Below are 15,043 nucleotides of genomic sequence, written 5' to 3'. Positions count from 1 at the left end.
CCATTTATTTGAGTAATGATTCAAAGGCGTTCTTCCATGCCTTTGATTTGATTGGAGTTGTATTTATTTTGCTCCTCTTAACCTCTATGGCGTTCACAGGGCATGATCTTTCACATGCTCCGCAGTATATGCAGAATCTTTCGTCCTTGTAGAGTTTGGTTGGTTTTTCACCGGGTTTCTCTGGTTTCGGGAATGAGAGAACGTTGCATGGGCATGCCATCACGCAGGTTTCACAGGCCTGGCATGTGTCCTCATCGATTATAAGTTCTCCCTCGAATGGCTTGGTCACTGTTGCAGCATCAACAGGGCAGATCTCCTGGCACCAGCCACAGTTTACACAGAGCTCAGGGTCGATATAGGATGTTCCTGTAACCTCAGGGACCTTTATCTCGTATTCGCCGTATGGGCAGATCCTGCAGACCTGCATTATGGCGTCAACAGGGCAGATCCTCTTACATATTCCGCAGTGAACACATTTGTCCTCGTCCACGTTGATGTCGGTTGCAACGGTTGGGCTTGCTGAACTTGGTATCTGGTGTTCTATCTCTATGGCGTCAACAGGACACATTTCCTCACACATACCACAGTATATACAGGTGTCCTTGTCTATTTCGATTTCACCTGTGATGAGGTCCTTCCTTTCTGGAAGTTCCCTTGTTATGGTTATGGCGTCCTGTGGACATGCTGTTTCACATGCCTTGCACTGTATGCATGTTTCATCATCAATTTCGGCTGATTTAAGGATTTTAGGATATTCTGCAAGTTCCTTTATGGATGTTCCATCAATCTGAAGGTCAAGAGCCTGGAACGGGCAGATTGAACTGCACATACCGCAGAGGACACATTTGTTCTCATCGATAAGTATCTTTGACTCATCCTGTTCTGTTCTGACCATTGCACCTGTTGGGTTAACCTCGATTGCACTTACCGGGCATATCTCGCCACACAGTCCACACACAGCGCAGAGGCAATCCTGGAAGATCAACTTTCTGTTTTCTTCGCCGGTCCGCTCCACGGTAATATTCTTACCTTCAATTACTTCGGTCGTTTCCATCAATTTCTACCTCCTTTATTTCTATAGAATCAGTTGGACACATATCAACACATATGAGACACCCGCAGCACCATTCGGAATCCACATGTGCCTTGAGGTCTCTAAGGGTTATGGCCTTCATTAGGCATGTGTCCACACATAGCCCGCACCCAATACATGAGTTCCTGACGTTTCCCTGGAATTTCCTCTGCTGGCATGTCTTCACTATCGTCCTTGTCATCTCTGTGTTCTGTGTAAGGGAGTGGGTGAGAAGAAGGAAATCCCTTGGACACATCTCTGTTATTACCCTTGCAATCTCTATTGACCTCCATGAGAGGTTTCTCCCGTTGAGGTAGTGAGAAACAGTTGATCTGTTTATCTTCAGAGCTTTGGCTATCTCTCTCTGTGAATGGCCCTGTTTTGTTAGGTTTACAGCTGCTATGTATTTGAGTCCAGAAACTATATGTTTCGGCATAGGGTCACCATGTGTGTTAATCACACATTTAGCCGCTATCTATATAATAATTTTCTACAAAAAACAAATAGAAAAATATATAAATGAGTGTGTTGTTAGCACACATCCCTGGTCAGCCAGCAATAGAGAAAATATATAAATGAGTGTGCTGGTGGCACACATCTTATCTTTAGCTAGACGCGACACACCCTGACCGGGGTGAACTTGAGTTCAGGCATCCCTGAAACAGGGTCCCTTTCTCCTCCGGTGAGGACATTTGCAGGGGCATCTGCAAAGTGGAATGTCATGAATACCACACCCACCATCACCTCATCTGTAACCCTTGCCCTCACCCTGAGGGAGCCCCTCTCTGATGTGACCTCAACGGTATCCCCCTCCCTTATACCCATAGAGGAGGCGTCAGCGGGGTTCATGAGAAGTTCCTCATGGTCTGAGAATGATTCCAGTTCCCTCACCCTTGCAGTCATTGACCTTGTGTGGTACTGGTAGAGGTTCCGCCCGGTTACAAGGACCAGCGGATACTCCTCTGATGCCTCCCTGAGGTGGTGATCAGGCAGCAGGAACGATGCCCTTCCTGTGGGTGTTGGGAATCCCTCAGCGTGAAGGTACACTGTTCCAGCTTCCTCCTCTGATGTGCAGGGCCACTGTATACCGCCAGATTTCAGCCTTTCGTGGGAGATGCCAGCATATGATGGTACAAGTTCCCTTATCTCATCGAATATTCTGGACGCGGATTCATAATCAAAGTCCTCCCTTCCCATCCTCTCTGCAATCATGGAGATTATCTGCCAGTCAGGGAGCGCATCCCCCGGGGCATCCAGCGCCTTCCTCAGAAGCTGAACCCTTCTCTCGGTGTTGGTGAATGTGCCGTCCTTCTCTGCAAAGGATGCTGCAGGCAGAACCACATCTGCAAGTTCGGCTGTCTCGGTGAGGAATATATCCTGTACCACAAGGAATTCAAGGCCCTCAAGGGCCTCCCTGGTCTTTTCAATGTCAGGTTCACTCAGAAGTGGGTTCTCACCCATTATGTACATGCACCTGATTTTTCCGTCTCTTGCGGCATCAAACATCTCAGGTAGCGTCATCCCTGCAGGGGGGAGGGGTGAACCCCATTTCTCAGAGAATTTCCCTGCAGCCTCACCAATGTCCTGATAACCTGGGAGGAGGTCAGGAAGCGCCCCCATATCACAGGCCCCCTGAACGTTGTTCTGGCCCCTCAGCGGGTTGATACCCCCTGATTTTATACCGATGTTACCTGTAAGAAGCGCCAGGTTGCTCAGTGCAAGCACATTACCTGTCCCGTTAACGTGCTGGGTGATGCCCATTGAATATATTATGGATGCCGGGGAATTTGAGGCGTACATTATTGCGGCTTTCCTTATGTCCTCAAGTTTAACCCCGGTTACCCTCTCCACCTCATCAAGATCCAGGGCCATGACAGCGTTCCTGAATTCCTCAAATTTCTCTGTGCGGGACTCTATGAATTCACCGTCATGCAGGCCCTCCTCAAGGATGAAGTGGCACATTGCCATTAAAAGTGGGATGTCAGATCCGGGTTTATTCTGAAGATGGATATCTGCAAGTTCAGATAACCGGGTTTTCCTTGGATCCACCACAACCAGCTTTGCACCTGACCTCAGGGCTCTGATTACGCTGTAGGAGGTTACAGGGTGTGTCTCTGTTGGGTTGGTTCCCACTGCCAGTATACACCCGGCACCCTCCAGTTCAGATATGGAGTTGGTCATTGCACCGCTACCCAGACTCAGTCTAAGTGCTGTAAGTGAGGGGGCATGGCAGAGCCTTGCGCAGTGGTCAATGTTCCCTGACCCCACAACGGCCCTTGTGAACTTCTGCAGCAGATAGTTCTCCTCATTGGTGCACTTGGCAGATGCAACAGCCGCAAATTCTTCTCCAGTGTATTCAGAGAGCCTTTCAGCTACAAATGAGATTGCCTCATCCCATTCTATCTCTAAAAATCTTCCATCAACCTTTATAAGGGGTTTTTTAAGTCTCTCAGGACTGTTTACAAATTTAAGGGCGAACCTCCCCTTCACACATAGCCTTCCCCGGTTAACAGGGCTATCAGGGACGCCCCTTGAACTCACAGCCCGGTTCCCCCTCACCCCTAGGTAGATCTCGCAGCCGGCGCCGCAGTAGGGGCATACAGTTCTCACCTCGGTGGAGGGCCTCTCAGTCCTGGGTAGGAGGGCGCCCACCGGGCATGCCTCAACGCATTCACCGCATGAGACGCAGCTTGAATCAAGTATATCCCTGTCCATGAAGGTGGCTATCCTTGTGTCATGGCCCCTGTATGCAAAATCAACCGCCTCTGCGCCAACTACCCTGCAGACACGGACACATATACCGCAGAGGATGCACTTATCGTGATCCCTCAGGAAAAACGGGTTGGATTCATCCACATCAATCCCTGAAATCTCAGGCCTCAACCTCTCAAGGTCCCCTTCAGATACGTTGAGGTAGGATGAGACCTCCTGAAGTCTGCAGTCACCTGATGCAGGGCATGCAAGGCAATCCCTGCTGTGGTCAGCTATTATCAGGGATAGGGTGGTCCTCCTGATCCTGTTTATCCTTTCAGACTCTGATATGAACTCAGCACCATCCTCTGCAGGGGTCTCGCATGCCGTGACCAGACGCCCCTCACTGTTTTCAACCAGACACAGCCTGCAGCCCCCAAATGGTTCAAGTCCATCCCTGAAACAGAGGTTGGGTATGTAGATGCCGTTTGCAAGGGCTGCCTGGAGGACCGTCATCCCCCTGGCTGCCTCAACTTCCCTTCCATCGATCCTGAATTTTACAGTCCCCTTCATGTTATCTTCAGCTAATTTTTTATACTGAAAATTTATCCCCACATAAAATAAAGTTTATGAAGAGGTGAAAGTATGAGGATAGTAGGGGTGACAGGCACCAAGGACACCGGCAAAACCGCCCTGGTTGAGAAAATCGTCAGAAAACTCGCGGATGCGGGTTACCGGGTTGCGACCCTCAAGCATACCCATGGGGGATTTGATTTTCCAGGCAAGGACACCGACAGGCACCGGAGGGCCGGTGCAGAGATAGTTGCAGGAACTGGAAGGGAAACCTTCTTCCTTATCGACAGGGAAATGGACCTCCCTGAGGTTGTGGGTGTCCTTGAGATGCTGGATGACATCGACTTCCTTGTGGTTGAGGGCTTCAAGTCAATGGAGTATGCCAACATATCAACATCCACACCGGGAGAATTCACCCTGAAGGTTGTTGATCCATTCAAAATCGATGAAGTGGATGACCTGATTGAGCTCATAGAAAGAAGAAGCTACGGCCTCCTTCAGGACCTCAACTGCGGTAAGTGCGGCTTTGAATCATGCAGAGAGTTTGCAAAGGCAAAGGTTCAGGGTGATGCAGATGATACAGACTGTAAGAGCCAGCCTGATAGGGTTCTCCTCAGGGTAAATGGAAAACCCGTCCCCCTGAACCCCTTCGTCCAGAACTTCATAGCAGGTACTGTTCTCGGCATGGTGGATGCTCTTGATACAGAAAGCCTTAAACATCAGAAGGTTGATCTCATCATAAAAAGACCAGAGTAATATCGGGGTAGAGAATGCAGGTCCATGATAACCACAGAAGACCGCTGGTATCACTGAGAATATCTGTAACGGGGCGCTGCAATGTCAGCTGTATCTACTGCCACCGGGACGGAATCGTGCGTTCAGACGAGGAGATGAGCCCAGAGGATATAGAGAACATATGCAGGGTGGCCTCTGACCTTGGTGTGAAGAAAATAAGGCTTTCAGGTGGCGAGCCCCTCATAAGGGATGATATTGTTGAGATAGTCGAGAGGATAAACAGTATCGGATTCAGGGATATCTCCATAACAACCAACGGGACCCTCCTTGAGGACCTCAGTGTCCCCCTGAGGGATGCCGGGCTTGACCGGGTCAATGTAAGCTTCGACACCCTCAACCCTGAAACCTACCGGTTCATAACCAGGAAGGACTACCTTGAGAGGGTTAAGGCGGGAATAGAAGGTGCCGTTATGGCTGGCCTCGACCCTGTCAAGATAAACATGGTGATACTGAGGGGTGTCAATCACCACGAAATATGGGACATGTTTGAGTTCTGCCGCCAGCAGGGTGCGGTGCTGCAGATAATAGAACTCCTGAAAACCGACAGCTGCCCTGATAATGGAGTGGAGAGGTACCACTGCGACATAACCCCCATTGAGGCTGAACTTGCAGAGATGGCTGACCGTATAATGACCAGGAAGTTCATGCAGGACCGCAAGAAGTACTTCATCGGGGATGGGGAGGTGGAGGTTGTGAGGCCCATGGACAACACGAGGTTCTGTGCAAACTGTACAAGGCTGAGGGTAACCCCTGATGGGAAGCTGAAGCCATGCCTCCTCCGGAATGACAACCTGGTGGACACCAGGGAAGCCCTCAGCTCCGGTGACCTTGAGGGTCTCCGTGAACTCTTTCTTGAGGCCATCAGAAGGAGGTCTCCCTACTATCAGTCCTGATTGGCCGGGGAGTATGGGCCTGGAACCCTGAGAACAGCGTCTCTCTTACATGTGTCGAGGCAGGACCCGCACTTGAGGCAACTCTCCTGATCTATAACATGCACCTCATCCTTTGAACCCTCAATGGCGTCTGCAGGACATGTTTTCAGGCAGGCCATGCACCCGTCACATTTTTCCGGTTCTATGAGGTAGTGCATGAGCTGGCTGCATGATGCTGCGGTGCATTTTCCGTTTATGTGGTCCCGGTACTCGTTTTCAAAGTACCTGAGGGTGGTTAGAACAGGGTTTGGGGATGTCTGGCCCAGGCCGCAGAGGGATGCTGCCCTGACGGTTTCTGCGATGTCCCTTAGGATCTCCGGGTCCTCCTCTCTTCCTGAGCCCTCGACTATATCATTGAGTATCATGAGCATCTGCCTTGTACCCACACGGCAGGGGACACACTTTCCGCATGATTCCCGCTGAGTGAACTCAAGGAAGTACCTTGCAAGTTCAACCATGCATGTATGGTCAGATAAAACCACGAGCCCCCCTGAACCCATTATTGCACCGGCAGATGTCAGTGAATCATAGTCTATGCCTGTGTCAACAAGTTCGGCCGGGAGGCATCCGCCTGATGGTCCTCCTATCTGGACGGCCTTGAGCTCACCGTCCCTTACACCCCCACCAATATCATGGATGACCTCCCTCAGGCTTGTGCCCAGGGGAACCTCTATGAGGCCGGTTCTCCTCACATCCCCCACAAGGGAGAATGTCTTGGTCCCGGGACTCCCCTCCGTCCCCAGGTTGTTGAAGTACTCTGGGCCATGCTGCATTATCATTGAGACAGCTGCAAGTGTCTCCACATTGTTTATAACAGTTGGCCTCCCCCAGAGGCCGCTTGTTGTTGGGAATGGTGGTCTGGTACGGGGCATCCCCCTTTTACCCTCAATGGATGCTATGAGGGCAGTCTCCTCTCCACATACAAACGCCCCTGCCCCCTCCTTTATGCTTATATCAAGGCTGAACCCAGAGCCCAGGATGTCCTCGCCGAGGAGTCCTAGATCCCGGAGTTCAGACATTGCGGTTCTCAGTCTTTCAAGGGCAAGTGGGTACTCTGCCCTGCAGTAGATGTAGGCCTTCTCTGCACCCACAGCATATGATGCTATGAGTATCCCCTCCAGGAGGGAGTGGGGGTCCCCCTCTATGAGTGAACGGTTCATGAAGGCACCCGGGTCGCCCTCGTCGGCGTTGCATACCAGGTACTTCACATCGGATTCCTCCTGGCGGCAGAGGCTCCACTTGAGCCAGGTGGGAAATCCTGCCCCCCCACGGCCCCTGAGCCCGGAATCCTTCACCTCTTCAATGATATCCTCATGTTCCATCTCCAGTGCCCTGAGGAGGCCCCTGTATCCCCCTGTCGCCAGGTAATGGTTTATGTTCTCTGGGTCTATGAGGCCGCATCTTCTGAGTATCCTCCTTGACTGTTTCTCCATGAAGTCAATGCTGTAGGATGGTTCAAATGAGTCACCATTGAAGGCCACATTAACATGACCAAGGGCTGAGGATTCCTCACCATCAGCGAGTTCCTGAATTATCCTCTTTGCAAGTCTCCTGTTCACTGGTCCATAGATGGCGCCACGGGTATTCCCGTTGAATACGGTAACCATGGGTTCGGCGTAGCAGAGGCCCATGCAGCCGGTGTGTACAATGCTGCATTCAACTGAGAGCTCAGAGGCCCTCTCAAGCAATACCCTCTCTATTTCATGAGCCCCCGCGGATTTTCCACAGGTTGCTGAACCCAGGAATATCACCGGTTCGTCCCTGAATAGGGACAGGTATTCCTCCAGTGCCCTTCCTGCAGTATCTTCAAACATTTTAAACACTCTAAGACTTTTTTGGGAAAATTTTGCTTACCCTTGATGGCTTTATGCGTGATACAACCTCATTGTTCACCATGGCACAAGGAGCCAGGGAGCAGCAGCCGATACATCCCACAGATTCCAGGGAGTACTCCATGTCCTCTGTGACGTCCCCCTCACCGATGCCAAGGTGCCTCTCAAGGGCATCCAGGACCTGTTCGGCCCCACTTACATGGCAAGCTGTTCCGGTGCAAACCATTATGTGCTTCCTTCCCTTTGGTTTGAACCTGAACTGGGCATAAAAGGTTGCAACCCCGTATACATGTGTTTTACTGACCCCTGTGAAACCAGCAACCTCCTCCAGGGCATGCTCCGGCAGATAGCCGTAGACATCCTGAATATCCTGGAGGATGGGTATGATCTCCGAGGCATGGCCTGTGTAGCCAGAAAATATCCTCTTCAATTCCTTATCCATCAGAAACCTCCACTTAAATGTGAGATCCATTCTAGTGTCGCATTCATATTAATTAGGATGAATGATTAAACATCTGTTTAACTGTTAAACCAGGGGAAATATATGTTTTTAGATGAGAGGTGGTGGATGAATGTCACTTTACAGAGAGGTTGAGGCGTTCCGTGTGGATGATGGGATGCGGAGGGTCCCTGAAAGAATCGTAAATGACCTTGAGGTGCGTATCAGGATAAATGGGGGTCTGGAGCAGCGCTTCACTGCAAGTCCCGCTGCCCTTAAGGAATTCGCAACAGGCTACCTTCTCGGCGAGGGACTCGTGGACTCGGTGGATGATATAAGGTCCATGGATATCACAGAGAACCTCATCGACGTTGAGATAGAATCAGAGGACCTTGAAATAAGGCGTGAGCTTGTGATGGGCTCTGATTGTTTCGGTGGATGGAGGCAGAGGGTTGAGATGGTGGAGCCAGTTGACTCAGACCTTAGGGTGAGGGCTGAGGACATATTCGATGCGTTCAGGCGTATGGTGAAGGCAGCGACCGTGTGGAGGATGACTGGAGGTACGCATGTTGCCGCCCTTGTGACCGGGGATGAATTCAGGGTATTTGAGGATGTTAGCAGACATGTGGCGGTTGACAAGGCCCTGGGCTCCGGTGCCATGGACGGTGTTAACTTCTCCAGGAGTTTCATGGTCTACAGTGGCAGGATGCCCGCAGATATGCTTATAAAGGTTGTGCGTGCAGGGGTTCCCATAATAGCATCGAACGCCGCCCCAACATCATCAGGCTATGACGCTGCAAGGAAGACAGGTCTTACAATGCTTGGATTTGTAAGGGGAAGAAGGTTCAACATATACAGCCACCCTGAGAGGATAATAATTGATTAGGGTATTGCCGCTGATTCTGATCATTTCAGATACCCTCTTCAAAACCAGATTTTATTCAAAAACGCTGTGCCTCTCGTTGAGGTCCTCCTCCCTCTTATCAAGCCTGTGCATGAGTTCAGCTATGAGGCCGTCCAGAAAGACAAGGGCTGATATCTCAAATAGTGTGCCCAGCGGTGTCCTTGAGTGATGGTTGCCCCGTATCTGCCTTTTCATGTAGTTCTTCTCACCATCAATCTTTGTCCTGCCCCTCACGGTTACTGTGAGGTCAGCTATCACCCCAAGTTCTGATTCTGGATGTGAGGTTACAGCAACGACCTGGGCACCCCTCTCCCTGGCTATTCTGGCAGCGCTGACTATGTAGCTTGTCCTCCCTGAACCTGATATTGCAATCAGTGCATCACCCTCATTTATTGCGGGTGTTATGGTCTCACCCACCACGAAGACGTTTATCTCAAGGTGCATGAGTCTCATGGCGAAGGCCTTTGCAACTAGCCCCGACCTCCCCAGTCCAAGCACGAAGACGTTTCCTGCGGATGTTAGGGTGTCTATGAATCTATCAACTGTTTCGGCGTCAATCTCCCTTTCCATTTTCTGTAGATTATCCACTATATCCCTGATGGCCTCTCTCATTATCATTGCAACACCTGTAATCTAATATATGGATCATGAGATATAAAAGAGTAAAAAATAATTCCAGCCAGCTGCCCACATGCTCTAGGCGGGATGATGTTAAGGGGTGGAAATTCACCCAGATTAGAGGTATCCCCATGGATATTGAACCCCTCCCTGGACTGAAGATCAACGGCCATGAACTGGACCACAGATTCCTTGAGACCCTCCGTGTAATCGGGGAAACCTTCTCCCAGAGGAAGGCTGCAAGGATACTTGGTGTGACACCACAGGTTTTAAACAGGAGGGTTCTGCGGGTGGAATCTCTCCTGGGTGTTAAACTCGTAAAAAGCAGTGGTGCAGGATCAGAACTCACACCGGAGGGTATGGAGATCCTCAGAACCTACCTGCGCCACCTGAAAGTCCTCAGTGGGTCAGGAAGGCTCATGGTTGCGGCGGGTTATGTCTCATCAAACCTTGCCGAGGTCCTCATTGAGAGGTTCGGAGTGGAGGCATCCCTGTTTTCATGCTGTGATGCTGACCTCTTCCACCTTGCAGAAAGAAGCATGCCTGATGTGATCTTTCTTGACGATCCCCTGCAGGCCTACCAGAGGGGTCTCGATTTCTTACCGGTTGCATATGACCACCTGGTGCTTGTGGGTGGCGATGCAAGAACCATGAGGGAACTTGATGGCTCATCATTCGTTGGCGTTAAAGGTTCAGCCCAGAGGCTGGCCTGGGAGGTGCTCTCAGATTCCGGTGTCAGTTTTGAAATTGTGAGGGAGGTCCGGTCCCCATACCATGCCCAGAGGATAGTCAAAAACGAGCAGGAACTCAGGACATTCCTCAGTGCAAGCCAGTTCAGTGGCTCTGAAATCCTCAAGAATGAGACCAGGCACGTTATAAGTGCCGTGGTCTGCCGGGAAAGTGAAGGGGTTGAGGAATTCATGGATTTCATAAGGGGGGAGGGCCAGGAGGCTGTTGGGGAGGCGGGTTTTGAACCGCTACACTGATCTGTTTAACGAATAATCAATGATGTTATAAGTCGCCGTGGCAGAGTTAATTTATATTTTCAGGGTGATTCCATGAATGAAGACAGAGACCTTCTTGCTGTTGGACATACCGCCTTTGACTACATAATACAGCTTGATAAATTTCCCGAACCCAACTCATCAACGGCCATAAGGAGGATGAGGAACCTCCATGGTGGGGCTGCAGCAAACGTCGCCCTGGTGGGGTCAAAGCTGGGGCTTAGAACATCACTTGTATCAGCCGTTGGAGGCGACTTTGAGGGATCAGAGTACAGGAGGCTCCTTGAGGCCAGCGGCATAGATATAAGCTCCATGATTGTGGTGAAATCTGAAACAACACCCACTGCCTTTGTGATGACAGATGCCGACCACAACCAGATAAGCTACTTCTACTGGGGTGCCGCGACGCAGTTCAGGGAGAGCGAGATACCGCGCAGAGTAATAGAATCTGCCAGGGCGGTCCACCTTGCAACCGGAGACCCCTCATTTAACTGCAGGTGCGGTGAATTTGCAAGGTCACTGGGGAAGACCATATCCTTCGATCCCGGACAGGACCTCCACATGTACTCCAGGAGCCAGCTTGAGAGGGCTGTGGGGGTATGCGACATCCTCTTCGGCAACCACCACGAGATAGACCGCATATGCTCCAGACTGGAGGTTGATGTTGATGGCCTCATAGAGATGGGTCCGGATGTTGTGGTTAAGACCTACGGCAGGGATGGAAGTATTATCTATGCCGATGAGGTCATTAAAATCGATGCAATACCCAGGGAGGCTGCCGATCCCACAGGGGCCGGTGACTCCTACAGGGCAGGGTTCATGAGGGCCTACCTTGCCGGTGCAGATCTCATGGACTGTGGCAGGTTTGCCTCCGCAGTTGCATCCTTCATAGTCGAGGAGGAGGGGACCCAGACAAACATTCCAGATCTGGAATCTGCTGTGAGACGCTTTAAGAGGCACTGGGGCTATGACCCCCCAATATGATTTAGCAGAACAGGCCCCCGTTGGTTCAGATAAAGTATGAATGTTCCAATATTCTAAATGAAGATCCCCTGACATCAGAGGCCATGAATTTTTATTAAGAAAATTAAAACCCCATAGTTTTTATAGCTGGATTGGACCAATATAAGATGCGCATGAATCTCATTCCAGCTGATCCCAATCATACCCGCACGGGTTAAAGGGTCAAACCAGACGGTGATTGTATGACTCAAATGGATGAAGCTAAAAAAGGTGTTATAACAGAAGAAATGAAGGCGGTGGCAGAGGCGGAGAATGTCACCCCAGAATTCATAAGAAGAGGAGTTGCCACTGGGAGAATAGCCATCCCCAGCAACCTGAACAGGGACGAGGTTGCCCCTGTAGGTATAGGTGAGGGTTTAAGGACCAAGGTCAACGCCACCATAGGGACATCCACCGACATCGTGGACTTCGAAATGGAGGAGGAAAAGGCCCGTGTTGCCATTGAAAACAAGGCAGACACCCTCATGGAGCTCTCAGTGGGGGGAGACCTCGACGAGATAAGGAGACGCATACTGGACCTTTCACCCATACCCGTTGGAAGCGTGCCCGTGTATCAGGCAGCCATCGAGACCATAAGGAAGGAGGGCGCTGCCATCTACATGGACGAGGACGTCATGTTCAAAGCCATTGAGAAGCAGGCAAAGGATGGTATAGACTTCATGGCCATACACTGCAGTGTCAACCGGGAGACCCTCAGGAGACTCAAGAGGCAGGGCCGTGAGGGTGGCCTTGTGAGCAGGGGAGGGGCCTTCGTATCAGCCTGGATGGTTGAAAACGGACTGGAAAACCCCCTCTATGAGAACTTCGATTACATACTGGAGATAGCCAAGGAACACGACTTTGTCATGTCCATGGCCAACGCAATGAGGGCCGGTGCCATTGCAGACTCAACCGACCGTGCCCAGGTCCAGGAACTCATAGTGCTGGGTGAACTCATCGACAGGGCCAGGGAGGCCGGTGTCCAGACCATCGTTGAGGGGCCGGGCCACATACCCCTCAATGAGATAAAGGCCAACGTCATACTCCAGAAGAAACTCTGCCGTGGGGCCCCATTCTACATGCTGGGACCAATAGTCACGGATATAGGGGCCGGCTATGACCACATAGTCTCATCAATAGGTGCCGCTGCATCTGCGGCTGCAGGTGCGGACTTCATCTGCTATGTTACACCTGCAGAGCACCTTGCACTCCCCTACCCTGACGATGTGAAGGAGGGGGTCATTGCAACAAGGATCGGGGCCTACGTGGGTGACATGGCCAAGGGAATCCACAGTGGGGAGAAGGACCTTGAAATGGCCAACGCCCGTAAGAAGCTCAACTGGGAGGCTCAGTTCGATGCAGCCATGTGCCCTGCAGAGGCAAGGCGCATAAGGGACGAGCGTCCGCCTGAGGATCCAGACACCTGCACCATGTGCGGTGAGTACTGCGCTGTTAAGATTGTCAACGAGTGGCTTGACAGTGCAGATACCAGGATCTTCGACTGAACCCCACTCCTTTTTTTAGAGAAGAATTAATATATTTTGAAGTTACACATTTTTTTACTGCACTGATTCTATCACGCTTTTTACAGGTGATCTTCTTGAAGCACTGGATTGAAAGGATAGCCGATGAACTTAAGGACAGGGATGTTGATGAGCACGTTGTTGCAAGCGGAACATCCATATCAGGCTCGATACACATAGGAAACTCCTGCGACGTTTTCATAGCAAGCTCAATATCAAAGTCACTTGAAAAGGATGGGTTCAGATCAAGGACCGTCTGGATAGCAGATGACCATGACCCCCTCAGAAAGGTCCCCTATCCCCTCCCAGAAAGTTACGAGAAGTACCTGGGAGTGCCCTACTCCATGATCCCCTGCCCTGAGGGCTGCTGCGAGAGTTTCGTGGAACACTTCCAGAAGCCCTTCCTGGATGCCCTTGAAAGGTTCAGGATAAGGGTCGAACACCACTCAGGGGCCCGGATGTACACCGAGGGAGTCTACAACGACTACATAAGAACCTCCCTGAGGAGGGCCGGTGAGATAAGGGAGATATTCAACAGGTTCAGGGAAAGGCCCCTACGGGATGACTGGCTCCCCTACAACCCCATCTGTGAGAGGTGCGGCCGTGTGAACACAACAGAGGCATATGATTTCAGCGGGGACACAGTGAGGTACCGCTGTGACTGTGGATTTGATGGGGAGATGGACATAAAGTCAGGGCTCGGTAAAATCACCTGGAGGGTTGAGTGGGCCGCGAGGTGGAAGATCCTCGGAGTCACCTGCGAACCCTTCGGTAAGGACCATGCCGCAAGCGGCGGCTCATATGACGTGAGCAGCATAATCTCAGAGGAGATATTCGATTACCCTGCCCCCTACCCGGTCCCCTATGAGTGGATAACCCTCCGGGGAGAGGCCATGTCCAAGTCAAGGGGCGTATTCTTCACACCAGGCCAGTGGCTTGAGATAGGACCCCCCGAGAGCCTCAACTACTTCATATTCCGGAGCAAGCCCATGAAACACAAGGACTTCAACCCTGACATGCCATTCCTTGACCTCATGGACCAGTTCGACCGGACAGAGAGGATCTACTATGGTATGGAGGAGGCTGCCTCAGAGAAGGAGGAGCAGAAACTCAAGAGGATCTACCGGGTCTCAATGATAGACGGCCCTGATCTCCCGCTGAGGCCATCCTACCGCTTCATGACCGTGGCCTACCAGATCGCCGGGGACGACCTTGAAAGGCTCTACGGTATCCTCAAAAGGAACTCACAGCTTCCAGATGAGTTCATGGATAAGGGAATTGAAGATTTAACAGAGGAGCAGTTAACCCAGCTTACGGAACGGGTTGAAAATGTTAAAAACTGGCTCAAACTCTATGCCCCGGACTTCGTGAAGTTCCATGTCCAGGACGAACTCCCCCAGGTTGAACTCTCAGAGCCCCAGAGGAGGTTCCTAGAGGAACTTGCAGATATCCTTGAGTCCACGGATATGAGCCCGGAGGAGCTCCACGACGAAATGTACAGCATACTGAGAAAGCATGGGCTAAAACCCCAGAAGGCATTCCAGGCCATATATAAGGTTCTGATAGGTAAGAAGATGGGTCCAAGGGCTGCATCATTCCTCCTTTCACTTGAAAGGGAGTTCGTGGTAAAAAGGCTCCGCTTGAAGGCCTGACAGTTG

General features: G+C 51.1%; 13 protein-coding genes. 7 read left to right on the top strand and 6 right to left on the bottom strand.

Features of this window, described 5'->3' with window-relative positions; all coding sequences use genetic code 11:
• Positions 1 to 4 precede the first annotated feature (4 nt).
• From fwdF to fdhF, 3 genes are all read right to left on the bottom strand, one after another.
• A complete protein-coding gene (gene fwdF, locus AB9H23_RS08270) occupies positions 5 to 1,054 on the bottom strand; it encodes a tungsten-dependent formylmethanofuran dehydrogenase subunit FwdF (protein ID WP_370004780.1) in 1,050 nt (349 codons plus the stop codon).
• On the bottom strand, positions 1,032 to 1,508 hold the full coding sequence (locus tag AB9H23_RS08265) for a 4Fe-4S binding protein (protein WP_370004779.1): 477 nt from the start codon (positions 1,506 to 1,508) through the stop codon (positions 1,032 to 1,034). The genes fwdF and AB9H23_RS08265 overlap by 23 nt, the downstream gene beginning before the upstream one ends.
• Positions 1,509 to 1,681: 173 nt before the next feature.
• The gene (gene fdhF / locus AB9H23_RS08260; protein ID WP_370004777.1) at positions 1,682 to 4,336 is read right to left on the bottom strand and encodes a formate dehydrogenase subunit alpha; all 2,655 of its coding nucleotides are present in this window, start codon (positions 4,334 to 4,336) and stop codon (positions 1,682 to 1,684) included.
• Between the two features lie 72 nt (positions 4,337 to 4,408).
• Between fdhF and mobB the strand changes: the two genes are divergently transcribed.
• Complete coding sequence (gene mobB / locus AB9H23_RS08255; protein WP_370004776.1) at positions 4,409 to 5,092, top strand: molybdopterin-guanine dinucleotide biosynthesis protein B; 684 nt, start codon at positions 4,409 to 4,411, stop codon at positions 5,090 to 5,092.
• 14 nt (positions 5,093 to 5,106) lie between these two features.
• Entirely contained in the window at positions 5,107 to 6,024 is a 918-nt protein-coding gene (gene moaA, locus AB9H23_RS08250) for a GTP 3',8-cyclase MoaA (protein WP_370004775.1), read from the top strand.
• Here moaA and AB9H23_RS08245 read toward each other — a convergent pair.
• On the bottom strand, positions 6,015 to 7,877 hold the full coding sequence (locus AB9H23_RS08245; RefSeq protein ID WP_370004773.1) for an NADH-ubiquinone oxidoreductase-F iron-sulfur binding region domain-containing protein: 1,863 nt from the start codon (positions 7,875 to 7,877) through the stop codon (positions 6,015 to 6,017). The genes moaA and AB9H23_RS08245 overlap by 10 nt on opposite strands.
• Positions 7,878 to 7,887: 10 nt before the next feature.
• The gene (gene nuoE, locus AB9H23_RS08240) at positions 7,888 to 8,337 is read right to left on the bottom strand and encodes an NADH-quinone oxidoreductase subunit NuoE (RefSeq protein ID WP_370004771.1); all 450 of its coding nucleotides are present in this window, start codon (positions 8,335 to 8,337) and stop codon (positions 7,888 to 7,890) included.
• A 130-nt stretch (positions 8,338 to 8,467) separates the two neighbouring features.
• Between nuoE and fdhD the strand changes: the two genes are divergently transcribed.
• Positions 8,468 to 9,220: a formate dehydrogenase accessory sulfurtransferase FdhD gene (gene fdhD / locus AB9H23_RS08235; RefSeq protein ID WP_370004769.1), complete on the top strand. Its 753-nt coding sequence runs from the start codon at positions 8,468 to 8,470 to the stop codon at positions 9,218 to 9,220.
• Positions 9,221 to 9,271: 51 nt separating this feature from the next.
• Here the strand turns inward: fdhD and hxlB are convergent, their stop codons facing one another.
• Positions 9,272 to 9,856, bottom strand: a complete 585-nt coding sequence (gene hxlB / locus AB9H23_RS08230) for a 6-phospho-3-hexuloisomerase (RefSeq protein ID WP_370004768.1) — start codon at positions 9,854 to 9,856, stop codon at positions 9,272 to 9,274.
• A 131-nt stretch (positions 9,857 to 9,987) separates the two neighbouring features.
• Here hxlB and AB9H23_RS08225 point away from each other — a divergent pair, with 131 nt between their 5' ends.
• The 4 genes from AB9H23_RS08225 (at position 9,988) to lysS (ending at position 15,037) form a co-directional block, all read left to right on the top strand.
• Complete coding sequence (locus tag AB9H23_RS08225; RefSeq protein ID WP_370004767.1) at positions 9,988 to 10,842, top strand: LysR family transcriptional regulator; 855 nt, start codon at positions 9,988 to 9,990, stop codon at positions 10,840 to 10,842.
• 72 nt (positions 10,843 to 10,914) lie between these two features.
• Positions 10,915 to 11,844, top strand: coding sequence for a carbohydrate kinase family protein (locus tag AB9H23_RS08220; RefSeq protein ID WP_370004765.1), 930 nt, complete (start codon positions 10,915 to 10,917; stop codon positions 11,842 to 11,844).
• Positions 11,845 to 12,065: 221 nt separating this feature from the next.
• On the top strand, positions 12,066 to 13,367 hold the full coding sequence (gene thiC, locus AB9H23_RS08215) for a phosphomethylpyrimidine synthase (protein ID WP_370004764.1): 1,302 nt from the start codon (positions 12,066 to 12,068) through the stop codon (positions 13,365 to 13,367).
• A 95-nt stretch (positions 13,368 to 13,462) separates the two neighbouring features.
• Complete coding sequence (gene lysS / locus AB9H23_RS08210; RefSeq protein ID WP_370004762.1) at positions 13,463 to 15,037, top strand: lysine--tRNA ligase; 1,575 nt, start codon at positions 13,463 to 13,465, stop codon at positions 15,035 to 15,037.
• Positions 15,038 to 15,043 lie beyond the last annotated feature (6 nt).

It is taken from the genome of Methanothermobacter sp. KEPCO 2, from assembly GCF_041228365.1.
GTDB lineage: Archaea > Methanobacteriota > Methanobacteria > Methanobacteriales > Methanothermobacteraceae > Methanothermobacter > Methanothermobacter marburgensis.
The sequence above is the reverse complement of the archived record's forward strand: the minus strand, read 5'-3'. Positions and strand labels throughout refer to the sequence as shown.